This window comes from Caenimonas sp. SL110, from assembly GCF_001044395.1.
GTDB lineage: Bacteria > Pseudomonadota > Gammaproteobacteria > Burkholderiales > Burkholderiaceae_C > Ramlibacter.
The window spans coordinates 145,555-165,870 of record NZ_JANU01000004.1; the positions used below are offsets into that span (position 1 = coordinate 145,555).

Below are 20,316 nucleotides of genomic sequence, written 5' to 3' on the forward strand. Positions count from 1 at the left end.
GCTGGCATCAACCGAGAAGGGTGCCTCCATGACCAATGCCTACGATGCCTTTGACGCCGACAAGCCGCTGATGCTGCGCTGTGCATGCGGCCAGGACCACGCGCCGGGCGAACACGGCCAGGCTACAGGTAGCAGCGAAGAAGAGCTGTCATGCAACTTCATGGAGGCGTCGCTCGTGAAGGCGCTGTTCCCGGTGGACAGCGTGCGTCGCAGCTTCCTGCGAGCGGTCGGTGCCAACACCGCGCGCGCGGCGATCGCGTCGGTGCTGCCGATGTCGGCGCTGCAGGCGATGGCGCAGGACAAGGGCCCGCTCGAAAAGAAAGACCTGAAGATCGGCTTCATCGCCATCACCTGCGCAACGCCTTTGATCATGGCCGAGCCGTTGGGCTTTTATCGCCAGCAGGGCCTGAACGTGCAGTTGATGAAGACGGCGGGCTGGGCGCTGATTCGCGACAAGATGATCAACAGGGAACACGACGCGTCGCACTTTCTGTCGCCGATGCCGCTGGCGATTTCGATGGGCCTCGGATCGACACAGGTGCCGATGAATGTGGCGACCATCCAGAACACCAACGGGCAGGCCATCACGCTGCACGTCAAGCACAAGGACAAGCGCGACCCCAAGAGCTGGAAGGGTTTCAAGTTCGCGGTGCCGTTCGAATACAGCATGCACAACTTCCTGCTGCGCTACTACCTGGCAGAGAACGGCATCAACCCGGACACCGACGTGCAGATTCGCGTGACGCCGCCACCGGAGATGGTGGCGAATTTGCGCGCGGGCAACATCGACGGCTTCCTCGGGCCGGACCCTTTCAACCAGCGCGCGGTGTACGACGAGGTCGGCTTCATTCATATCCTGTCCAAGGAGATCTGGGACGGCCATCCGTGCTGCGCGTTCGGCGTGAGCGAGGACTTCATCCAGAAAAATCCCAACACATTCGCTGCGCTCTACCGCGCGGTCATCACATCGTCGCTGATGGCCAGCCAGCCGAAGGATCGCGAACTGATCGCCAAGGTGATTGCCCCGGCGCAGTACCTGAACCAGCCCGAGACAGTGATCGCGCAGGTGCTCTCGGGCAAGTTCGCCGATGGACTGGGCAACATCCGCAACGTGCCTGACCGCGCCAACTTCGACCCTGTGCCGTGGCAGAGCATGGCGGTGTGGATGCTCACGCAGATGAAGCGCTGGGGCTACGTGAAGGGCGACGTCAACTACCGGCAGATCGCAGAGAAGGTGTTCATGCTGACCGACGCCAAGAAGTACATGGCGCAGGCCGGATGGAAACCACCCGAGGGTGCGTATCGCAAGTTCAAGGTGATGGGCAAGGAGTTCGATCCTGCAAAGCCCGAGGAATACGCCCGCAGCTTTGCCATCAGCAAGATGAACCCGGCATGAAGTCGCTTAACGCGAAAGCGGCGTTGGTGTCGCTGCTGTTGCTGCTCGCCTTCATGGGCGTGTGGCATCTGGCAACGCTGCCATCGGCTGCCAGCGTGACGGCCAGCACGGTTTCATCCGAGCAGGCCGAATACAACAAGATGATGGGCAAGGATGCGGCAAGCGCCAAGGCCACTGGCTTTCCGACGCTGCTGCAAGTGGGCACCACGTTCGTCAGGCAGCTCTCCGACCCGTTCTACGACAACGGCCCCAACGACAAGGGCGTCGCAATCCAGCTCGGGCATTCGCTGGGTCGTGTGGGGCTTGGATTTCTGCTGGCGTGCCTGGTGGCGATTCCGCTGGGCTTCGTGATCGGGATGTCGCCGCTGTTGCACAAGGCCTTCGATCCGTTCATCCAGGTGCTCAAGCCGATCTCGCCGCTGGCCTGGATGCCGCTGGCGCTCTACACCATCAAGGACTCATCGATATCGGGCGTGTTCGTGATCTTCATCTGCTCGGTCTGGCCCATGTTGATCAACACCGCGTTTGGCGTGGCGTCGGTCAAGCGCGAATGGCTGAATGTGGCGAGCACGCTGGAGGTCAAGCCGCTGCGCAAGGCTTTCCAGGTGATCCTGCCTGCCGCGGCGCCGACGATTCTCACGGGCATGCGCATCAGCATGGGCATTGCGTGGCTGGTGATCGTGGCCGCCGAAATGCTGGTGGGCGGCACGGGCATCGGCTACTTCGTGTGGAACGAGTGGAACAACCTGTCGCTCACGAATGTGATCTTTGCGATCGCCGTGATCGGGGTTGTGGGCATGCTGCTGGACCTGGCTTTCGCGCGCTTGCAGAAGTGGGTGACGTATGTTGAATGAGGTAGGGGTTGGATTGAGGGCCGATCAAGTCCGCAATGACAACCAATTGCCGGGCTTTCTCAAGGTAGAGGGGCTTTCCAAATCATTCGCGAAAGACAAGCCCGTCTTCGACAACGTTTCATTCACCCTAGACAAAGGCGAATTCGTCTGCATCATCGGCCACTCAGGGTGCGGCAAGACCACCATCCTCAACGTGCTGGCGGGTCTCGATACGGCCACAGGCGGTCATGTCTTCATGGACGGCCGCGAGGTCGCCGGCCCCAGCCTGGAGCGCGGCGTCGTCTTCCAGAGCCATGCGCTCATGCCGTGGCTCACGGTGCGCAGGAACATTGCGTTTGCCGTCCGCTCGCGCTGGCCGCACTGGACCGCCGCGCAGGTCGATGCGCATGTGCAATCCTTCGTCGCGATGGTCGGGCTCTCGCAGGCCATCGACAAGAAGCCGTCGCAGCTCTCGGGCGGAATGAAGCAGCGGGTGGGCATTGCGCGGGCGTTCGCAATCCAGCCCAAGATGCTGCTGCTCGACGAGCCCTTCGGCGCGCTCGATGCGCTCACGCGCGGCACCATCCAGGACGAGTTGCTCGCCATCGTGCGCGAGACGCAGCAAACGGTTTTCATGATCACGCATGACGTCGATGAAGCCATCTTGCTGGCCGATCGCATCGTGCTCATGAGCAACGGCCACGAATCACCTGCCGGCTATCGCCCGGGCGGCATCGCCGAAGTCGTGATCAACACCTTGCCGCCCGAACGCAAGCGCGCCCAGCTGCATCACCTGGCCGGCTACTACGAACTGCGCAACCACATCGTCGATTTTCTGACCCGAAAGGAACCCACATGAACCGCAACGACATCACCGAAAAGATCATCTCCACCAAGGTCTCCAAAGGCATCAAGTGGTCCGATGTGGCCGACAAGGTGGGTCAGTCCAAGGAGTGGACGACCGCCGCCTGCCTGGGACAGATGACGCTCAACGACGAGCAGGCCAGGGTGCTGGGCGACATCTTTTCATTGAGCGAAGAAGAGCAGAAGTGGCTCAAGGTCGTCCCCTACAAGGGCTCGCTGCCCACCCAGGTGCCGACCGACCCGCTCATCTACCGCTGGTATGAAATCGTCAATGTGTACGGCGCCACGATCAAGGAGTTGATCCACGAGGAGTTCGGCGACGGCATCATGAGCGCGATCGATTTTTCGATGGACATCACGCGCACGGCCGACCCCAAGGGCGATCGCGTCAATGTGGTGTTGTCGGGCAAGTTCCTGCCGTACAAGACCTACTGATCGCCCTGCAAAAGTCCGTGCGCATAATTTGGCGCAATGGACAAACTCAAGCAGCTGGAATCGTTTGTGTCGGTCGCGACGCGGGGCAGCCTGACGGCGGCGGCCCGCGCCGAAGGTGTGGCGCCCGCCATCATGGGTCGCCGGCTCGACGCGCTGGAAGAGCGGCTGGGTGTGAAGCTCTTGATGCGCACGACGCGGCGCATCAGCCTGACGCACGAGGGCAGCGCGTTCCTGGAAGATTGCCAGCGTCTGCTTGCCGACCTTTCCAATGCCGAGGCGAGCGTGAGCGCCGGGGGCGTCAAGGCCAGCGGGCACCTGCGCATCACAGCCCCGGCGGGCTTTGGCAGGCGGCATGTCGCACCGCTCGTGCCGCGCTTTCGCGAACTGCACCAGGACGTCACGATCTCGCTGAACCTGAGCGACCGCGTGGTCGATCTCGCAGGAGAAGGCTACGACTGCGCCGTGCGGGTCGGCGACATGCCTGATTCGGCGCTGGTGAGCGCGCGCCTGGCGGACAACCGGCGCCTGTGCGTGGCGACGCCCGCCTATCTCAAGCGCCACGGCACGCCGCAGCATCCGGCAGAGCTGGCCAAGTTCGACTGTCTCACGCTGTCCAGCGATGCTTCGCAGACGCGCGGCTGGGCGTTTCGCGTGCCGGCCGCAGACGGCTCCGAAGTCATGCACATCAAGCCTGCCGGACCGCTCGACTGCTCCGACGGACAGGTGCTGCACGACTGGTGCCTGTCGGGCTTTGGCATCGCGTGGCGCAGCACCTGGGAGGTGCAGGGCGAAATCGCGACGGGCCACCTGGTCGAGGTGCTGGCCGACTTCGCTGCGCCGCCCAACGGCATCTACGCCGTCTTTCCGCAGCGCAAGCACATGCCGCTGCGGGTGCGCCTGTGGATCGACTTTCTCAAGGAAAACTATGGCCGTCCGGAGTTCTGGACCGCCGGACACTGAAAGAGACGTTCATGACACTGGAAGCCCTGCTCGCCTACGCCCACATCCTGGCGATCCTCACCCTGGTCGTCTTCATCTCCAGTGAGGCCGCGCTGTGCCGCCCGGAGTGGATGAACGCAAAGATCGTCGAGCGGCTCGGCAAGGTCGACATGATCTATGCGATTGCAGCAGTCGCCGTGCTGCTGACCGGGCTCGCGCGAACCTGGTGGGGTGTGAAGGGTGCGGGCTGGTACTGGACCAACGGACTGCTGCACCTCAAGCTCACGATGTTTGTCGTGGTGGGGCTGATCTCCATCAAGCCGACGCTGATGTTCGCCCGCTGGCGCAAGGCCCTGAAAGCAAGCGGCGCACTGCCGGGCGACGATGAAGTGCGCCAGGCCCGCAAATGGGTGATGGTGCAGGCCCACCTGATCGCGCTGATTCCCCTGGTGGCGGTGTTCCTGGCGCGGGGGTTCGGCGGCAAATAAAAAGGCCCGCAGTGAGCGGGCCTTGGGTGGGCAGCCATGATGGCTGCCGGGTGAGGTGAAATCAGGAAGACAGGCAGGAGCTCATGAACTTCTTGCGCTCGTCGCCCTTGAGCTTCTTGGCGCCGGCGTCCTTGTTGCAGGTGCCCATCTTGGCTTGCTGCGCCTTTTGCGCGTCGCTCTTGCCCTTCAGGCAGGAGCTCATGAACTTCTTGCGCTCGTCGCCCTTGAGAGCCTTTTCCTTGGCGTCGGCGTTGCAGTCACCCATCTTGGACTGCTGCTTGTTCATCGCTGGCGCAGCAGGGGTCGCTGGCGTTGCCGGGGTTGCAGCAGCCTTGGGAGCCGAAGCGGCTGCCGGGGTTGCCGGTGTGGCAGGGGTTGCAGGCGTAGCCTTGGGAGCGTCGGCCTTCTTGGCGGACGCGCCGGCCATCGGTGCGCCGGCGTGGCTGGCGGCAAAGGCGGTATTGCCGAACACCAGGGCGGAGCCCAGGAGGACGATGGACATCAGATTCTTCATGGAAATCTCCGTTAAGTGGTTGCAAATCGCCCGATGGGCTGGTGCATAACGAATGTGCTGCCAAACCCGATGACCGCCCCCCGTAAAATCCCTTAATGCTTCAGGTCAAACAGGATTTGCTCGGCGCGCTTGCAGCCGGGCTGGAACGGCTTTTCCCCGGTTCGGGTGATAGGGCCGCATTCGAATCGCCCAAAGTGGCGGCTCATGGCGATTTCGCGTGTACGGCAGCCATGCAACTGGCCAAGCCGCTCAAGCAGAACCCCCGGCAGGTCGGCGAGGCGCTTCGCGCGGCTCTGCTGGAGACTGCGCCGTTCCAGCGCTGGGTCGAGTCCGTGGAAATCGCTGGCCCGGGCTTTCTCAATATCAAGCTCAAACCCGAGGCCAAGCAGCAGGTCGTCCGGGAAGTGCTCGCTGCCGGCGAGTCGTTTGGGCGCCAGCGCAGCAACGGCCAGAACATGATGGTCGAGTTCGTCTCGGCCAACCCCACCGGCCCGCTGCACGTCGGCCACGGCCGCCAGGCGGCGCTGGGCGATGCCATCTGCAACCTGTTCGCGACGCAGGGCTGGGAGATGCACCGCGAGTTCTATTACAACGATGCCGGTGTGCAGATCGCCACGCTGGCCACCTCGACCCAGCTGCGCGCCAGGGGCCTCAAGCCAGGCGATGCGGGTTGGCCCGAGGCTGCGTACAACGGCGAATACATCCAGGACATCGCCAACGACTTCCTGGCCAAAAAGACCGTCAAGGCCGACGACCGCGAGTTCACCGCCAGCGGCGATGTCGAAGACCTCGACTCGATCCGCCAGTTTGCCGTGGCCTACCTGCGCCACGAGCAGGACCTGGACCTGAAGGCGTTTGCGGTCAGCTTTGACCACTACTTCCTGGAGTCCAGCCTGTACACCCGGGGTCTCGTGGACAAGACCGTGCAGCTGCTGCAGGCCGCCGGCAAGACCTACGAGCAGGACGGCGCGCTGTGGCTGAAGTCGACCGACTACGGCGACGACAAGGACCGCGTGATGCGCAAGTCCGATGGCACGTACACCTACTTTGTTCCTGATGTGGCGTATCACATCAACAAGTGGGAGCGGGGCTTCACCAAGGTCGTCAATATCCAGGGCACCGACCACCACGGCACCATCGCGCGCGTGCGCGCCGGCCTGCAGGCGGCGGGCGTGGGTGTTCCGCAGGGCTACCCCGACTACGTGCTGCACACGATGGTGCGGGTGCTGCGTGGTGGTGAAGAGGTCAAGCTTTCCAAGCGCGCGGGCAGCTATGTGACCTTGCGCGACCTGATCGAATGGACCAGCAAGGACGCCGTACGGTTCTTCCTGGTGTCGCGCAAGCCCGACACCGAATACACCTTCGATGTCGACCTGGCCGTCGCAAAAAACAACGACAACCCGGTCTATTACGTGCAGTACGCCCATGCGCGCATCTGCTCGGTGCTGGCTTCCTGGGGCGGGGACGCATCCTCATTGAAGGAGATGGACCTGTCGCCGCTCACCAGCCCGCAAGCCCAGGCCCTGATGCTGCAGCTGGCCAAGTACCCCGAGATGCTGCGCTCGGCCGCCGAAGATTTTGCGCCGCACGACGTCACCTTTTACCTGCGCGAACTGGCGGCGGCTTACCACAGCTACTACGATGCCGAGCGCATCCTGGTCGATGAGGAAAACGTGCGAAATGCCAGGCTGGCGCTGGTCGCCGCCACGGCGCAGGTGTTGCACAATGGCCTCGCTGTGCTGGGCGTGAGCGCTCCGCAAAAAATGTAGCTATCCAGGAATGACGCGCGTGAAGAACAAGCAAACCGGTTCGGTCATCGTCGGAATCATCATCGGCGTGGTGCTGGGCCTGGCTGCGGCCCTGGCCGTGGCCGTCTATGTGACCAAGGTTCCCGTGCCCTTTCTGAACAAGGGCCAGAACCGCAGCGCCGACCAGGACGCTGCCGAGACGCGCAAGAACAGGGACTGGGACCCGAACGCGCCGCTCTACGGCAAGAACCCGGCCCGGGCCCTGGCGCCTGCATCGGCGGTCGTGGCTGCGCCGGCACCTTCCGCATTTCCGCCGGTATCGGCTGCTTCGGCTGCCTCGGCTGCATCAGGCGTCGCCAGTGCGTCGGCGCGACGGGCTGCCAGCGCAGCCTCCGCTGCGGTCGCTGCGAAGAAGACCGAAGAAGTGCCTCCGGCTGTCAGGGGGCGCCCTGCTTCCGACCCGATCGGCGATCTGGCGGCGGCGCGCATCGGCACAGGCCCCGGCGGCGATCCGTTTCTCTACTTCGTTCAGGTCGGTGCTTTCCGTACGGCCGAAGATGCAGAGGCGCATCGGGCCAAGCTTTCACTGATGGGCATCGAAGCCAGGATCACCGAGCGCGAGCAGTCGGGCCGCCAGGTGTTTCGCGTCAGGCTGGGTCCCTACGAGAAGAAGGAAGAGGCCGACCGGCAAAAGGAAAAGCTGGAAGGCAGCGGCGTCGATACGGCGCTGGTTCGTGTCCAGCGATAGACGGTTCCCGGAACCTTCTCCTGCCTCGCCGCCTCTCACCTCAGCTAGAAGGAGTGATCTGATGAATCGACGTGAATTTTCCGCTGGCGCTGCGTGCCTGTTCGCAACTGCAGCCCTCGGAGTGGCCGGCCCGGTTTTCGCACAGGGCAAGAAACCCGAGGACGGCGGCGACTACATCTCGCTGGACAAGCGCGTTCCCGTCGATGCGCCCGCCGGCAAGGTCGAGGTCATCGAATTCTTTTGGTATGGCTGCCCGCACTGCAACGCATTCGAGCCGCGGCTCGTCTCGTGGATCAAGCGCCAGCAGCCCGATGTGGCGATACGCCGGGTGCCGGCGGCCTTTCGCGATGACATGGTGCCGCAGCAGCGGCTGTTCTTTACCCTCGAAGCGATGGGCAAGCTCGACGAGCTGCACGAAAAAGTCTTCCGCGCGATCCACGAAGAGCGCAACCCACTGGACCGCGAGGCACTCATCGTCGACTGGGTCGGCAAGCAGGGTGTGGATGCGGTGAAGTTTCGCGAGTTGTACAACTCGTTCGGCATTTCATCGAAGGCGCGCCGCGCCGTCCAGGTCCAGGATGCGTACAAGGTCCAGGGCGTTCCGGCCATCGGCGTCGCGGGCCGGTTCTATACCGATGCCGGCCTGACGGGCAGCATGGACCGCGCCCTGCAAGTCACCGACTACCTGGTGGCCGAAGCGCGCAAGACCCGGTAGTCGTGTCTGCCAATCCCCGCTGGCCGGGGTGATTCCGTCATTGGGACGGCTACAATCGCAGCAAGATTCATGCCTCCTATGACCAAACAACCCATCCTCACGCTGCTGGCCGTCACCTGCCTGATCGCTGCCAATCCGGTCAGTGCCGAAAAGGCCGACCGGACCAAGCCCATGAACGTGGAGGCCGACGCCCTGCGTTATGACGACCTCAAGCAGACCAGCGTCTTCACTGGCAAGGTGGTCCTGACCAAGGGGACGATCATCATTCGCGGCGCGCGCGTCGACGTCCAGCAGGACGCAGAGGGCTACCAGTTTGGCGTGGTGACAGCCGAGCCGGGCAAGCTGGCCTTCTTCCGGCAAAAGCGCGAGGGCGTGGATGAGTACATCGAAGGCGAAGGCGAGACCATCGAATACGACGGCAAGGCCGACCGGGTCAAGTTCATCAAGCGCGCCGAGATGCGTCGCTATCGCGGCGCGACACTCAACGACGAAACCGTTGGCAGCCTGATCACCTACGACAACACCACCGACGTATTCACGGTCGATGGCGGACCCGCCGGTACAGCCGGTGGGGCACTGGGCACTGGCCGCGTTCGCGCCGTGCTCGCACCGCGCGCCAACGCCTCCGCGCCCGCACCTGCAGCAGGCCCCGCCGCCGCACCGATCACCCTGCGGCCCACGACCACGCTCGACGGGGGCAAGAAGTGATGGACGCGTCAGCGGCAGGGCGCACTGCCGCGCCCGGCACTGGCGCTCCTGCGCCCGTCAGTCGGCTGCAGGCCCGCAACCTGCAAAAGACCTATGGCAGCCGCAAGGTCGTCAAGGACGTGTCGCTCAATGTCGAAAAGGGCGAAGTGGTGGGCCTGCTCGGCCCCAACGGCGCGGGCAAGACGACTTCGTTCTACATGATCGTGGGACTGGTGCGCGCCGATGCCGGCGAGATCTCGATTGACGGCGAGTCGGTCGAACACATGCCGATCCACCGGCGCTCGCGCCTGGGCCTGTCTTACCTGCCGCAGGAAGCGTCCATCTTTCGCAAGCTCAATGTGCAGGAGAACGTGCGGGCCGTGCTGGAACTGCAGCTCGATGCGCAAGGCAAGCCCCTTAAAAAAGCCGAGATCGACAAGCGGCTCACTTCGCTCTTGCAGGACCTGCGTGTGGACCACCTGCGCGATTCACCGGCGCTGGCCCTTTCGGGTGGTGAGCGCCGCCGCGTCGAAATCGCGCGTGCACTGGCGACCCAGCCGCGCTTCATCTTGCTGGATGAGCCGTTTGCCGGCATCGACCCGATCGCGGTGATCGAGATTCAGCGGATCATCGGCTTTTTGAAATCGCGCGGCATCGGCGTGCTCATCACCGACCACAACGTGCGCGAGACACTGGGCATCTGCGACCACGCCTACATCATCAGTGATGGCAGTGTGCTGGCGCAGGGCACCCCTTCCGAGATCGTGAACAACGCCGACGTGCGTCGCGTTTACCTCGGCGAACACTTCCGCATGTGATTGCGTCCTGGCCGGCATGAAGCAGGGGCTTTCACTTCGCGTCTCGCAGCATCTCGCGCTGACGCCACAGCTGCAGCAGTCGATCCGGCTGTTGCAGTTGTCCACGCTCGAACTGAGCCAGGAGGTCGAGCAGATGCTCGACGAGAACCCGTTCCTGGAAGTTTCGCAAGACGATGCGCCGCGCGAGGAATTCGGGCTGGCCCAGGCGGACACGGCAGCACCCGAAGACGACCGCGAGACCGAATTCGCGGACTACGCGCCGACGTCCACGACTACATCGTCAACCACCGAAGCCGAACCCGCAGCCGCGCCTGACGCGGAGCCGAGCTGGGAAGGTGACGGCAGCACCGAGGTGATCCCGGATGACGGCGAGTGGGGCGGAGACGCCGCGCCTCGCAAGAACAACCTGGGCGGCGACGACGAGATGGACGCGACGGAACTCGCGCGCGGCCATGAATCGCTGCAGTCGTTCCTCCATCGGCAGGCGTTGTCGCTGCGCCTGTCCGAGATCGATGGTTTCGCGCTCCGGTTCCTGATCGAGTCGCTCAACGACGACGGTTACCTGGACGAATCACTGACATCGCTGGCCGCCAGCCTCGCGCCCGATGACCTGGAGCAGCAGGAAGAACTGGTCCACCGGTTCACGGTGGCGCTGGGCCTGCTGCATCACCTGGAGCCCGTGGGTGTAGGCGCGCGAACGCTGGCCGAATGCCTGATGTTGCAGCTCAAGGCCAAACATGCAGCCGAAGGACCGCATCCGGTCTGCATGACCGCGATGCGCATTTGCGCGCAGCCCATGGAGTTGCTCGCCAGGCGCGACATCAAGCGGCTGTCGCAGTTGTGCGGGGATAGCGATGCCAACATTCGCGCGGCCATTACCCTGATCGGTCGGCTGGAGCCCAAGCCGGGACGGCGCTTCGTGGACGTCGAGCGCAACATCGTCGTGCCCGATGTGCTGGTCGCCAAGGTCGGCCGTGGCGCGCAGTCGCGTTTTCAGGTCCGGCTCAACCCGGATGTGATGCCGCGCCTTCGCGTGCACGATGTGTATGCGGGCGCGCTCAAGTCGCACAAGGGCGAGGGGCACCAGGCGCTGCAGCAGCGATTGCAGGAGGCTCGCTGGTTCATCAAGAACATCCAGCAGCGCTTCGACACCATCCTGCGCGTGTCCAGCGCCATCGTCGAGCGGCAGAAGAACTTTTTCGTGCATGGTGAGCTTGCCATGCGCCCCCTTGTGCTGCGCGAGATTGCCGATGAGCTGGGCCTGCACGAGTCGACCATCAGCCGCGTCACCACGGCCAAATACATGTCCACGCCCTACGGCACCTTCGAGCTCAAGTATTTCTTCGGCTCCGCGTTGGGCACCGAGACTGGCGGCAACGCATCGAGCACCGCCGTACGTGCCCTCATCAAGCAATTCGTCGCTTCCGAGAACCTGAAGAAGCCGCTCTCGGACAGCCAGATTTCCGACATGCTCAAGGAGCAGGGCATCGAATGCGCGCGGCGCACAGTTGCCAAATACCGTGAAGCGCTGAGAATCGCGCCTGCGAACCTTAGAAAGGCGCTTTGAACTCCCTACAGCTCTTTTTGCCCTGCGCCGCCGGCGTCGAGGGCTTGCTCGCCGACGAGGTGCACCGCATCACCGGCCTGGCCGGCGATGACCTGCTCACCGGTCGCGGCGGTGTCGTGCTCAATGCGTCGTGGCGCGAGGCATTGCGCCTGAACCTGCACAGCCGTCTGGCGCAGCGCGTGCTGGTGCAGTTGTCGCACACGCCGTATCGAAGCGAAAACGACCTCTACGAAGCCGCGAGCGCGGTGACTTGGGAAGCGTGGTTCACCAACCGTGAAACCTTCAAGGTCGAGGTCACTGCGCAGCACAGTCCGCTCAAGAGCCTGAACTTCGCAGGCCTGAAAGTGAAGGACGGCATCGTCGATCGCTTTCGCAACAAGACCGGCGAGCGGCCCAGCGTCGAGACGCAGTGGCCGCATGTGCGCGTCTTTGCTCATCTGACCAGCGACATGGCGACGCTCTACATCGATACCTCAGGCGAGCCGCTTTTCAAGCGCGGATGGCGTGAAGACAAGGGCGAAGCGCCTTTGAAGGAAACGCTGGCAGCGGCCATGATCGCGGCCAGCGGCTGGGACGGCACGGTGCCGCTGTACGACCCGTGTTGCGGCAGCGGCACCATCGTCATCGAAGCGGCGCAGGTTGCCTGCAACATTCCGCCGGGCCAGTTCCGGCGCTTTGGCTTCGAGCGGCTCGTGCCCTATCAGGAGCATGTGTGGAAGGCGATCTGGGAGACCGGCAAGGCGCAAAAGCGGGAACCCACCGCGCCGATCTTTGGCAGCGACGTGGCATTTCGGATGGTCGACTTTGCGCAGCGCAATGCCGAGCGTGCGGGCGTGGCCGATGCGGTGAACCTGCGTGGCGGCGATGCTTTGCAGCGGATGCCGCCTTCGGAAACACCGGGGGTGATGCTGGTGAACCCACCGTACGGCGAGCGCATCGAGACAGCCGGTGTCGCGGGCAAGAGCCAAGGCGGCCGTGAGCGCGCGGAAACCGAAGACGGCGGTGACTTCTTCAACCAGCTCGCATCGCACTGGAAGAAAAATTACCCCGGCTGGACCGCCTGGGTGCTGACGCCGGACCTCAAGCTGCCGTCGCGCATGAGGCTGAAGGAATCGCGCCGCGTGCCGATGTGGAACGGACCTATCGAATGCAGGCTGTTCCGCTTCGATATGGTCCGGGGTTCGGCGCGTGACAAAAGTGCGGGTGACAAAAGTGCAGGTGAGAAGAGCGCTGGTGTGAATGATAAGAACGACGGTTCTTGATACCAACATCGTGCTGGACCTCTTCATCTTTTCTGATGAAGCGGCCAGGCCACTGAGAGAGCAGCTCGAGCAAGGCGCCCTGCGCTGGATCGCCACCGAGCGGATGCGTGGTGAACTCGAGCGGGTGCTGGCCTACCCGCACATCGTCTCGCGCATGGCGTTTTATGGAAAGACCGCGCAGGACGTGCTGGCTGCTTTCGATCGCCATGCGCAGATCGCGCAAACGCCAGGCAAGGCTCGGTTCATCTGCAAGGACGCCGATGACCAGATGTTCATCGACCTCGCCGTGCAGCATCAGTGCCTGCTGCTGAGCAAGGACAAGGCAGTGCTGACCATGAAGAAACGATTGGCATCGCTCGACGTTGAAGTGATGAGGGCGTTGACCTGAAAGTGCATGGGTTGCGACAGCGCACGGTTTCCTGGCTGTCATGCCGGACCTGATCCGGCATCCACCGCGAAGCGGCAGCGGCCGTTGAAGACATGGATTGCGGATCAAGTCCGCAATGACCCTCGTTGCCTGGAGCACTGCGCTCAAGATGCTGAGGTGAACCCTGCGTTGCTCGACGTCTCGCGCACCGTGCGGGCGCCAAACCCTTCGGCCTGCGCCATCGGCCAGTAGAGCTTGAACACATTGTGTTGCTCGCTGAGGTCGCCGGACAGCAGTGCGCCGGGCTCCACCGACATGATCAGGTTGGCGAGCAGCCTGACTTCAGTGTCGGTGATGCGCCGTACGATGTGATGCGCCGATATTTCGCGCGGGTGCTTCAGGCCTGAGGCCTGCACCAGCTCCTTCAACGCATGCAGCGTCGAGCGGTGGAAATTGAAGACGCGCTGTGCCTTGTCCGGCACCACCAGCGCGCGCTCGCGCAGCGGATCCTGCGTGGCGACGCCGGTGGGGCAGTTGCCGGTGTGGCAGGTCTGGGCCTGGATGCAGCCCAGCGCCATCATGAAGCCGCGCCCTGCGTTGCACCAGTCAGCGCCTAGCGCCATCATCCTGGCGATATCGAATGCAGTGATGACCTTGCCCGCGCACCCCACGCTGATGCGCTCGCGCAGGCCGGCACCCACCAGCGTGTTGTGGACCAGCAGCAGGCCCTCCTGCAACGGCGCACCGACGTGGTCGCTGAACTCGACCGGCGCCGCACCCGTGCCGCCTTCCGCGCCATCGACCACGATGAAGTCCGGCGTGATACCTGTCTGTAGCATCGCCTTCACGATGCCGAACCATTCCCACGGATGGCCGATGCACAGCTTGAAACCCACTGGCTTGCCACCCGACAGCTCGCGCAGCCGTGCGATGAAGGCCATCATCTCCAGCGGCGTCGAGAAAGCACCATGCGACGACGGCGAAATGCAGTCGACGCCTTCAGGTACGCCGCGTGCAAGGGCAATTTCTTTCGTGACCTTCGCCGCAGGCAGGATGCCGCCGTGCCCGGGCTTGGCGCCCTGGCTCAGCTTGAGTTCGATCATCTTCACCTGCGGTTGCGTGGCGTTGGCAACGAACCGCTCTTCGGAAAAATGGCCGTCGTCATCGCGGCAGCCGAAGTAGCCCGAGCCGATCTCCCAGATCAGGTCGCCGCCATGGGTGCGGTGATAACTGGAGATCGATCCTTCGCCGGTGTCGTGTGCGAAACCTCCGAGCTTCGCGCCCTTGTTGAGGGCCATGATCGCGTTGGCAGACAGCGAGCCGAAACTCATCGCCGAGATGTTGAAGACGCTCGACTCATAGGGCTGTGCGGTCTGCGGCCCGATGGTCACCCGGAAATCGGACGAGGCCACGACGGTGGGAAACATCGAATGATTGATCCACTCGTAGCCCTGCCGCGTCACATCGAGCTGCGTGCCGAAGGGGCGGTTGTCTGGCTCGCCCTTGGCGCGCTGGTACACGAGTGAGCGCTGCGCGCGAGAAAACGGCGCTGCCTCGGCGTCGCTTTCGATGAAGTACTGCCGCATCTCCGGGCGGATGTACTCGAAGAGAAACCGCATGTGTCCGATGACAGGGTAGTTGCGCAGCACCGCATGGCGCGTCTGCCGCAGATCGCGGATTCCGATGACGACAAGCGCGCCAAAGATGAGTACACCGAGCGCCGCACGATACGGCGAGTGGGTGAGCCACGCCAGCGAGACAACCAGGCCGACGACGCATGCCGCCAGCGTGTTGTAGCGCACGCCGTAGTGGCGCGAGAACCATGCCGCCTTCATCGCATGAAGCCGCGCAGCGCCTGCGCTGTCTCGGCGTGCAGTTCCTCTGGAATGAAATGACCTGCAGGCATGCTCTGGCCGGTGACTGTTCCGGCGCATTGCGCCTGCCACAGTGCAATCGGCTTGAACAGTTTTTCGATCAGGCCGCGCTGGCCCCACAGCGCAAGCATGTCGCACTGGATCTTGTCGCCGTGCTCGCGACTCGCGCGGTCGTGATCGAGGTCTATGCCCGCGCTCGCGCGATAGTCTTCGCATGCCGCATGGATAGCCTCTGCGCGGCAAAAGCATCGCTCGTATTCAGCCAGCGCTTGCGGCTCGATGTAGTTGAGCCCGCCCGCGCCCCAGCCGCCTAGCTTGGCATGCAGGTACATCCGCGCGTTGGCCCCAATCATCGTTTCAGGAAGCGGCGACGGCTGGATGAGGTGGAACCAGTGGTAGTAGTAGCGCGCAAAGGTCATGTCGGTTGCTGCATACATGTCCAGCGTAGGCGCGATGTCGATCACGCACAGCTTTTTCACTGCCGCCGGATGATCGACGGCCAGGCGATGGGCGACACGCCCGCCCCGGTCGTGCCCGCAGAGGAAGAACTCTTTTTCTTCCAGCAGGGCCATCAGCTCCACCATGTCGCGCGCCATCGTGCGCTTGCTGTAGTTGGAATGATCCTGTTCGCCGGGTGCCTTGGCCGAGTCGCCGTAGCCTCGCAGGTCCGGCATGACGAGGAAGTAGTCGTCCTTGAGTTGCTGCGCGATGCGATGCCAGATGGCATGCGTCTGCGGAAAGCCATGCAGCAGGAGCAGCGCCGGCTTGCCTTTGGCGCCGCCGAAGCGCGCGAAGATCTCGGTGCCGTTGACGGCGAAGCTCGCCTTGTCGAAACCATCGAACCATTTTTGATCGGTGTTCATTCGGTCGGATTCCTCGCGAGAAATTTTTGCAGATTGCCGGCGGCTTGTGCGCGCACCTTGCCGCGAATCACCGGCGTCCATCCGAGCAGCACACCAGGCGCGCCCAGCGCCTGCCGCGACCACTTCCAGAAGTCGAAGCTGTCTTCATGGCGAACGATCAGCCCCGCCGGATTGAACCTGAACTTCGCGTCGATCGCGTTGTCAACGATGCGGCCCGTGGCGCTGAACCGGTAGTGCGCGTCCCAGTGGGCGCTGCCTGTGTCGGCATCGGCCTTCACATCGCGAAAGCTGAGCTTCCATACATCGGCACCCCTGGCCTGCGTGGCTTCGCACAACATTCGCCACATGGCTGCGACTTCGCGTTTGCCCTTGAGCGAGAACACCTCATCGTCAAAGGTGACGTCATCGGCGTAGCAGCCGGCCATCGTCTTCGCATCGAGTCGTGCAAAGGCGCCGTAGAAGGTCTCGATGGTCTGCTGGTTGGGGTGCATGAAATGTCCTCGTTGTTCGTCAGAGCGCCCTGGGTACCGCACCCGCGAGGAAATCGTACACCGCGCGGATGCGCGGGCTCGTGCGAATTTCGCGATGCACCGTCAACCATATCGGAAGGGGTGGAACCTTCAACATCGGCAAGACAGGAACGAGGTCGCTATCCATGCGCGCCAGGTAGTCCGCCACGAAGCCGATGCCCAAGCCGGCGCGCACCGCTTCCCAGTACGCAACGAGATCGTCGGTGCGAAAGGCGAAGGCCTCGCGCGTGACGGGAACGCCGAACTGCGCGAAGCCCTTGAGAATCGCCTCGTCGCGGTCGTTGCCGACGAGTTCGTGCGAAGCGAGGTCTGTGATTTGCCTGGGTATGCCGCGCCGGCGCAGATAGTCCCGATGCGCATAGGCACCCAGTGTGACTTTTGCAATGCGGCGGGTCACGAGGCTGGCCTGGTCGGGCTGCACCATGCGCAGGGCAATGTCGGCTTCACGCCGAAGAAGGTTGCTCACTGCGTTGCTGGAGACGAGATCGACCTGTACTTCGGGAAGGGCGCTTCGCATCTGGGCCAGGACACCTGGCATCACGAAGCACGCGATCGTCTGGCTCGCGCTGATTCGCACGCTGCCTGTGATCGCTTCCTGTGCGCCAGAGACACTGCGCGCGATCTGCATCGCGCTGCCTTCCATCGCACGGGCGGACGTTTCCAGCCAATGAGCCATGTCGGTCGCCAGCAGACCACGGCCTGTGCGCTCGAACAGCACAACGCCGAGCTGGCTTTCCAGCTCGGCAATGTGGCGTCCGACGGTGGGCTGCGTCGTTCCCAGCACGCGTGCCGCACCGAGCAGGCTGCCGTTGTCCAGCGCGGCCAGAAATGAGCGGATGAGGCGCCAGTCGAATTCGTGCTTCATGCGAGGTATGCAGTTTTGAATAGCAGCTATGAGTCAATGGCATATTGTCGAATAGACCTTATCTTTCCACAATTGGGCCTATCGAAACAGGTGCAAACGCGGGATCGTTCCAATGCAAAGACGCAACTTTCTTCATGTGGTGGGTGGTGTGGGTATCGCCGCGGCCCTTCCTCTGTCCGGCTGCTCCCTGTCCAGCCAATTCCCGGCTCAGGCCGTGCAGGCGTGGCAGGGGCCGAGCCCGCAGGAGACCGACGTCAGGCGCTGGATTCTCAGCTACGCCATCCTTGCGCCGCATTCGCACAACCTTCAGTCGTGGCTGGTGGACTTGCGCACGCCCGGCGAGATCGTCTTGTTTTGCGACCTGACGCGCCTGCTGCCTGAAACCGATCCGCTCTCTCGCCAGATCATGATGAGCCAGGGGACCTTCCTTGAGTTGCTGGACCTGGCTGCACGGCAAAGGGGCCAGCGTGCTGCCATCGAGCTGTTTCCGCAGGGCGAGTTTGCCAATGACAAGCCTGACGCGCGGCCTGTTGCGCGAATCCGTCTCGCGGCTGATCCGTCGATACGCCCCGATCCATTGTTCGCGCAGATTGCGCACCGGCACACGAACCGCGAGCACTACGAATCGCGCCTGCCCTCGGCCGATGGCATGCAGGCGATGACACAAAGCCTGGCCGGTCATGCCGTGCGTGCGGGCTTCATTGATTCATCGCAGCCTGCCGCGATGCAGCAGCACCGCGAGATTGCGAAGGAGGCGTGGCGCATTGAACTGGTGACGCCGCGAACCATCATGGAGTCGTACAAGGTGCTGCGAGTCGGCCCCGAGGAGATCGCGCAGCATCGCGATGGGCTCTCCATCAACACGCCTGTGATTCGTGCACTCACCGCACTGGGGCTTTTTGATCGCACCAAGGCGCCGGGACCCGGCGACAGCGCAACAACCGGTCAGCTCAAGGATTTCAACGCGAAGATCGATTCGACCCCGGCGTTTTTCTGGATGGTGACCGAGGGTAACGACAGGCGCACGCAGATCAATGCGGGCCGTGCCTATGCACGAGCCCAGCTGGCCGCGACCGCACAAGGCCTGGTCATGCACCCGCTTTCACAGGCGCTGCAGGAGTACCCTGAGCAAGCTGCGACCTATCGGCAGATTCACGAATTGCTTGCAGCGCCGGCGCCGCGTTTCACCGTGCAGATGTGGACCCGCCTGGGCTATGCCGCACCCGCGCAGCCCTCACCACGCCGTGGACTGGACGCCCATCTCGTCGCAGGCGTTGCTACTTCGAAGGCGTCTGCGCCACGCGGCTGATCAGGCCTTCGACCGCGTGTTCGACTGTTGCGCGGCGCACGGCCGCGCGGTCTCCGTCGAACCGTCGCGTTTCACTGTCGAGGCGGCCGTCAATCATGAAACCGAACCAGACTGTGCCCACCGGCTTGTCCTTGCTGCCCCCGGTCGGGCCTGCAACGCCGGTCACGGCCACGCTGACCTTCGCGCGGGAATTTCGCACCGCACCAAAGGCCATGGCGCGCGCCACCACTTCGCTGACGGCACCGTTGGATGCGATCAGGCTTGCATCAACCCCCAGTGATTCGGTCTTGGCTTCGTTGGAGTAAGTGACGAACCCGCGCTCGAACCACCGGCTCGAACCTGCAAGGTCGGTGCACGCAGCGGCGATCATCCCGCCGGTGCAGCTTTCAGCGGTGGCGAGCATCCACTCCCGTTCGAGCAAGACCTCAGCGAGCCGTTGGACGTCCATCACCAGACCCTCCAGAGTGCGATCACGAGCAAGGTGCAAAACGCAGCGACCAGGTCGTCGAACAGGATGCCGAATCCGCCCTTCCAGCCAAATCCGTGAAAGAGGTCGTCGGCCCACGCCACCGGCCCCGGCTTCACCGCATCGAAGATGCGAAAGAGCACGAACGCGGCAAACTGCGCAGTCAGGCCGGCAGGCATCACGAGCCACAAGATGATCCAGAAAGCGACGACTTCGTCCCACACGATGTTGCCCGGGTCGAGCAGCCGCATGTGTTCGGCCGTGACAGTGCAGGCCCACAGGCCGACAACGAGTGACACCGCAATCACGCCGCCGATCTGCATCGGCGTCAGCCACAGCTGCATCATCACATACGCAAGCCAGGCCCATAGCGTGCCGGCGGTGCCCGGTGCGACTGGCGAAAGGCCCGAGCCGAAGCCCAGTGCGATGCAGTGCGCCGGATGCGACAGCATGAAGCGCGCGCTGGGCCGGATCACGGGCGGGCGCACGGGTGGATTCAGGGGCGTTGGCACAGGCACGGGCGTTGAGTTCATCGGGGGCGGCAACTTCCGTTCTGGACCCGGAAGTCGCGCGGCATCACCGGGTCCTTGTCCGCCCACAACCCGGCACGTGCCGCGCGCGCGTGCTTTTCCTCTTGCGCATAAGGCCCGGGATTGCCGCGAAAACGGTACGACCAGGCGAAGCCGTTGGAAACCATCCACTCGCCTACATCTTGCTGCCCCAGTCGCAATCGGGCCAACACACGATCGTTGCCGTCGCGCTTGTTGCTCATCACGACCACGCGGCGACGATGGACCAATGCGGTGAGCTCGGCGCGTGAAGTTGCGCCGAATCGCTGGCAGATTTCCGGTGCGTCTATGCCTACGACGCGCACCGGGCGCGCCGCGCCGCCGCGCTCGGGTCGTACCCAGACGGTGTCGCCGTCAATGACGGTTGTCACGATGGCGGCAAACCGCTCGGCCTGCGCCGCAAGGGGCGAGAGCGCGAGTGCGGCCATGGCAAAAAAGGTGCGCAGTGCCTGCATGAGT

At 63.5% G+C, this 20,316-nt stretch carries 23 protein-coding genes; 15 read left to right on the forward strand and 8 right to left on the reverse strand.

The features are described from left to right. The first annotated feature begins 28 nt into the window (after nt 1–28). From AQ12_RS03050 to AQ12_RS03075, 6 genes are read left to right on the forward strand one after another with little or no spacing between them, the layout of a single operon-like run. Nucleotides 29–1,396, forward strand: a complete 1,368-nt coding sequence (locus AQ12_RS03050; protein ID WP_048438431.1) for a CmpA/NrtA family ABC transporter substrate-binding protein — start codon at nt 29–31, stop codon at nt 1,394–1,396. Further along, nucleotides 1,393–2,250, forward strand: coding sequence for a nitrate ABC transporter permease (ntrB, locus tag AQ12_RS03055; protein WP_048438375.1), 858 nt, complete (start codon nt 1,393–1,395; stop codon nt 2,248–2,250). The genes AQ12_RS03050 and ntrB overlap by 4 nt, the downstream gene beginning before the upstream one ends. Before the next feature lie 13 nt (nt 2,251–2,263). Beyond that, nucleotides 2,264–3,088, forward strand: a complete 825-nt coding sequence (locus tag AQ12_RS03060) for an ABC transporter ATP-binding protein (protein WP_238587634.1) — start codon at nt 2,264–2,266, stop codon at nt 3,086–3,088. Next, nucleotides 3,085–3,528 (forward strand): cyanase, encoded by a 444-nt coding sequence (gene cynS, locus AQ12_RS03065; RefSeq protein WP_048438376.1) that lies wholly within the window; start codon nt 3,085–3,087, stop codon nt 3,526–3,528. The genes AQ12_RS03060 and cynS overlap by 4 nt, the downstream gene beginning before the upstream one ends. A gap of 36 nt (nt 3,529–3,564) precedes the next feature. After that, nucleotides 3,565–4,488 (forward strand): LysR family transcriptional regulator, encoded by a 924-nt coding sequence (locus AQ12_RS03070; protein ID WP_048438377.1) that lies wholly within the window; start codon nt 3,565–3,567, stop codon nt 4,486–4,488. An 11-nt stretch (nt 4,489–4,499) separates the two neighbouring features. Beyond that, on the forward strand, nt 4,500–4,955 hold the full coding sequence (locus tag AQ12_RS03075; protein ID WP_048438378.1) for a DUF2214 family protein: 456 nt from the start codon (nt 4,500–4,502) through the stop codon (nt 4,953–4,955). A gap of 61 nt (nt 4,956–5,016) precedes the next feature. Here the strand turns inward: AQ12_RS03075 and AQ12_RS03080 are convergent, their stop codons facing one another. Beyond that, the gene (locus AQ12_RS03080; RefSeq protein ID WP_048438379.1) at nt 5,017–5,469 is read right to left on the reverse strand and encodes a PsiF family protein; all 453 of its coding nucleotides are present in this window, start codon (nt 5,467–5,469) and stop codon (nt 5,017–5,019) included. 95 nt (nt 5,470–5,564) lie between these two features. Between AQ12_RS03080 and argS the strand changes: the two genes are divergently transcribed. The 8 genes from argS (at nt 5,565) to AQ12_RS03120 (ending at nt 13,402) form a co-directional block, all read left to right on the forward strand. After that, nucleotides 5,565–7,238: an arginine--tRNA ligase gene (gene argS / locus AQ12_RS03085; RefSeq protein WP_048438380.1), complete on the forward strand. Its 1,674-nt coding sequence runs from the start codon at nt 5,565–5,567 to the stop codon at nt 7,236–7,238. 10 nt (nt 7,239–7,248) lie between these two features. Next, nucleotides 7,249–7,965, forward strand: coding sequence for an SPOR domain-containing protein (locus tag AQ12_RS03090; protein WP_048438381.1), 717 nt, complete (start codon nt 7,249–7,251; stop codon nt 7,963–7,965). A 61-nt stretch (nt 7,966–8,026) separates the two neighbouring features. Then, nucleotides 8,027–8,680, forward strand: a complete 654-nt coding sequence (locus AQ12_RS03095) for a thiol:disulfide interchange protein DsbA/DsbL (protein ID WP_048438382.1) — start codon at nt 8,027–8,029, stop codon at nt 8,678–8,680. A 78-nt stretch (nt 8,681–8,758) separates the two neighbouring features. Continuing rightward, nucleotides 8,759–9,388, forward strand: a complete 630-nt coding sequence (gene lptA / locus AQ12_RS03100) for a lipopolysaccharide transport periplasmic protein LptA (RefSeq protein ID WP_048438383.1) — start codon at nt 8,759–8,761, stop codon at nt 9,386–9,388. Further along, the gene (gene lptB / locus AQ12_RS03105) at nt 9,388–10,185 is read left to right on the forward strand and encodes an LPS export ABC transporter ATP-binding protein (protein ID WP_048438384.1); all 798 of its coding nucleotides are present in this window, start codon (nt 9,388–9,390) and stop codon (nt 10,183–10,185) included. Before lptA ends, lptB begins: the two co-directional genes overlap by 1 nt. 16 nt (nt 10,186–10,201) lie before the next feature. Beyond that, a complete protein-coding gene (locus AQ12_RS03110) occupies nt 10,202–11,752 on the forward strand; it encodes an RNA polymerase factor sigma-54 (RefSeq protein ID WP_048438385.1) in 1,551 nt (516 codons plus the stop codon). Next, entirely contained in the window at nt 11,749–13,014 is a 1,266-nt protein-coding gene (locus tag AQ12_RS03115; RefSeq protein ID WP_048438386.1) for a class I SAM-dependent RNA methyltransferase, read from the forward strand. The genes AQ12_RS03110 and AQ12_RS03115 overlap by 4 nt, the downstream gene beginning before the upstream one ends. Further along, the gene (locus AQ12_RS03120) at nt 12,992–13,402 is read left to right on the forward strand and encodes a putative toxin-antitoxin system toxin component, PIN family (RefSeq protein ID WP_048438387.1); all 411 of its coding nucleotides are present in this window, start codon (nt 12,992–12,994) and stop codon (nt 13,400–13,402) included. The genes AQ12_RS03115 and AQ12_RS03120 overlap by 23 nt, the downstream gene beginning before the upstream one ends. Nucleotides 13,403–13,545: 143 nt before the next feature. Here AQ12_RS03120 and AQ12_RS03125 read toward each other — a convergent pair whose 3' ends face one another. Genes AQ12_RS03125 through AQ12_RS03140 form a run of 4 tightly spaced genes read right to left on the reverse strand, consistent with a single transcriptional unit; the run spans nt 13,546 to nt 17,513 of the window. After that, nucleotides 13,546–15,216: an FMN-binding glutamate synthase family protein gene (locus tag AQ12_RS03125; protein WP_048438388.1), complete on the reverse strand. Its 1,671-nt coding sequence runs from the start codon at nt 15,214–15,216 to the stop codon at nt 13,546–13,548. Beyond that, nucleotides 15,213–16,118, reverse strand: coding sequence for an alpha/beta fold hydrolase (locus AQ12_RS03130; protein WP_048438389.1), 906 nt, complete (start codon nt 16,116–16,118; stop codon nt 15,213–15,215). Before AQ12_RS03130 ends, AQ12_RS03125 begins: the two co-directional genes overlap by 4 nt. After that, nucleotides 16,115–16,609: a nuclear transport factor 2 family protein gene (locus tag AQ12_RS03135; RefSeq protein WP_048438390.1), complete on the reverse strand. Its 495-nt coding sequence runs from the start codon at nt 16,607–16,609 to the stop codon at nt 16,115–16,117. Before AQ12_RS03135 ends, AQ12_RS03130 begins: the two co-directional genes overlap by 4 nt. Before the next feature lie 19 nt (nt 16,610–16,628). After that, on the reverse strand, nt 16,629–17,513 hold the full coding sequence (locus tag AQ12_RS03140; protein WP_048438391.1) for a LysR family transcriptional regulator: 885 nt from the start codon (nt 17,511–17,513) through the stop codon (nt 16,629–16,631). Between the two features lie 112 nt (nt 17,514–17,625). Between AQ12_RS03140 and AQ12_RS03145 the strand changes: the two genes are divergently transcribed. Next, nucleotides 17,626–18,822, forward strand: a complete 1,197-nt coding sequence (locus tag AQ12_RS03145) for a hypothetical protein (protein ID WP_048438392.1) — start codon at nt 17,626–17,628, stop codon at nt 18,820–18,822. Here the strand turns inward: AQ12_RS03145 and AQ12_RS03150 are convergent. Genes AQ12_RS03150 through AQ12_RS03160 form a run of 3 tightly spaced genes read right to left on the reverse strand, consistent with a single transcriptional unit; the run spans nt 18,791 to nt 20,285 of the window. Then, a complete protein-coding gene (locus AQ12_RS03150) occupies nt 18,791–19,270 on the reverse strand; it encodes a CinA family protein (RefSeq protein ID WP_048438393.1) in 480 nt (159 codons plus the stop codon). The genes AQ12_RS03145 and AQ12_RS03150 overlap by 32 nt on opposite strands. Then, complete coding sequence (locus tag AQ12_RS03155) at nt 19,270–19,821, reverse strand: phosphatidylglycerophosphatase A (RefSeq protein ID WP_048438394.1); 552 nt, start codon at nt 19,819–19,821, stop codon at nt 19,270–19,272. Before AQ12_RS03155 ends, AQ12_RS03150 begins: the two co-directional genes overlap by 1 nt. Next, entirely contained in the window at nt 19,818–20,285 is a 468-nt protein-coding gene (locus tag AQ12_RS03160; protein WP_048438433.1) for a thermonuclease family protein, read from the reverse strand. Before AQ12_RS03160 ends, AQ12_RS03155 begins: the two co-directional genes overlap by 4 nt. Nucleotides 20,286–20,316 lie beyond the last annotated feature (31 nt).

Excerpts from the sequence above, each read along its gene's own strand:
- AQ12_RS03050 (WP_048438431.1), top strand. The coding sequence starts at position 29 with ATGACCAATGCCTACGATGCCTTTGACGCCGACAAGCCGCTGATGCTG.
- ntrB (WP_048438375.1), top strand. The coding sequence starts at position 1,393 with ATGAAGTCGCTTAACGCGAAAGCGGCGTTGGTGTCGCTGCTGTTGCTG.
- cynS (WP_048438376.1), top strand. The coding sequence starts at position 3,085 with ATGAACCGCAACGACATCACCGAAAAGATCATCTCCACCAAGGTCTCC.
- AQ12_RS03070 (WP_048438377.1), top strand. The coding sequence starts at position 3,565 with ATGGACAAACTCAAGCAGCTGGAATCGTTTGTGTCGGTCGCGACGCGG.
- AQ12_RS03075 (WP_048438378.1), top strand. The coding sequence starts at position 4,500 with ATGACACTGGAAGCCCTGCTCGCCTACGCCCACATCCTGGCGATCCTC.
- AQ12_RS03080 (WP_048438379.1), bottom strand. The coding sequence starts at position 5,469 with ATGAAGAATCTGATGTCCATCGTCCTCCTGGGCTCCGCCCTGGTGTTC.
- argS (WP_048438380.1), top strand. The coding sequence starts at position 5,565 with ATGCTTCAGGTCAAACAGGATTTGCTCGGCGCGCTTGCAGCCGGGCTG.
- AQ12_RS03090 (WP_048438381.1), top strand. The coding sequence starts at position 7,249 with ATGACGCGCGTGAAGAACAAGCAAACCGGTTCGGTCATCGTCGGAATC.
- AQ12_RS03095 (WP_048438382.1), top strand. The coding sequence starts at position 8,027 with ATGAATCGACGTGAATTTTCCGCTGGCGCTGCGTGCCTGTTCGCAACT.
- lptA (WP_048438383.1), top strand. The coding sequence starts at position 8,759 with ATGACCAAACAACCCATCCTCACGCTGCTGGCCGTCACCTGCCTGATC.
- lptB (WP_048438384.1), top strand. The coding sequence starts at position 9,388 with ATGGACGCGTCAGCGGCAGGGCGCACTGCCGCGCCCGGCACTGGCGCT.
- AQ12_RS03110 (WP_048438385.1), top strand. The coding sequence starts at position 10,202 with ATGAAGCAGGGGCTTTCACTTCGCGTCTCGCAGCATCTCGCGCTGACG.
- AQ12_RS03120 (WP_048438387.1), top strand. The coding sequence starts at position 12,992 with ATGATAAGAACGACGGTTCTTGATACCAACATCGTGCTGGACCTCTTC.
- AQ12_RS03125 (WP_048438388.1), bottom strand. The coding sequence starts at position 15,216 with ATGAAGGCGGCATGGTTCTCGCGCCACTACGGCGTGCGCTACAACACG.
- AQ12_RS03130 (WP_048438389.1), bottom strand. The coding sequence starts at position 16,118 with ATGAACACCGATCAAAAATGGTTCGATGGTTTCGACAAGGCGAGCTTC.
- AQ12_RS03135 (WP_048438390.1), bottom strand. The coding sequence starts at position 16,609 with ATGCACCCCAACCAGCAGACCATCGAGACCTTCTACGGCGCCTTTGCA.
- AQ12_RS03140 (WP_048438391.1), bottom strand. The coding sequence starts at position 17,513 with ATGAAGCACGAATTCGACTGGCGCCTCATCCGCTCATTTCTGGCCGCG.
- AQ12_RS03145 (WP_048438392.1), top strand. The coding sequence starts at position 17,626 with ATGCAAAGACGCAACTTTCTTCATGTGGTGGGTGGTGTGGGTATCGCC.
- AQ12_RS03150 (WP_048438393.1), bottom strand. The coding sequence starts at position 19,270 with ATGGACGTCCAACGGCTCGCTGAGGTCTTGCTCGAACGGGAGTGGATG.
- AQ12_RS03155 (WP_048438394.1), bottom strand. The coding sequence starts at position 19,821 with ATGAACTCAACGCCCGTGCCTGTGCCAACGCCCCTGAATCCACCCGTG.
- AQ12_RS03160 (WP_048438433.1), bottom strand. The coding sequence starts at position 20,285 with ATGGCCGCACTCGCGCTCTCGCCCCTTGCGGCGCAGGCCGAGCGGTTT.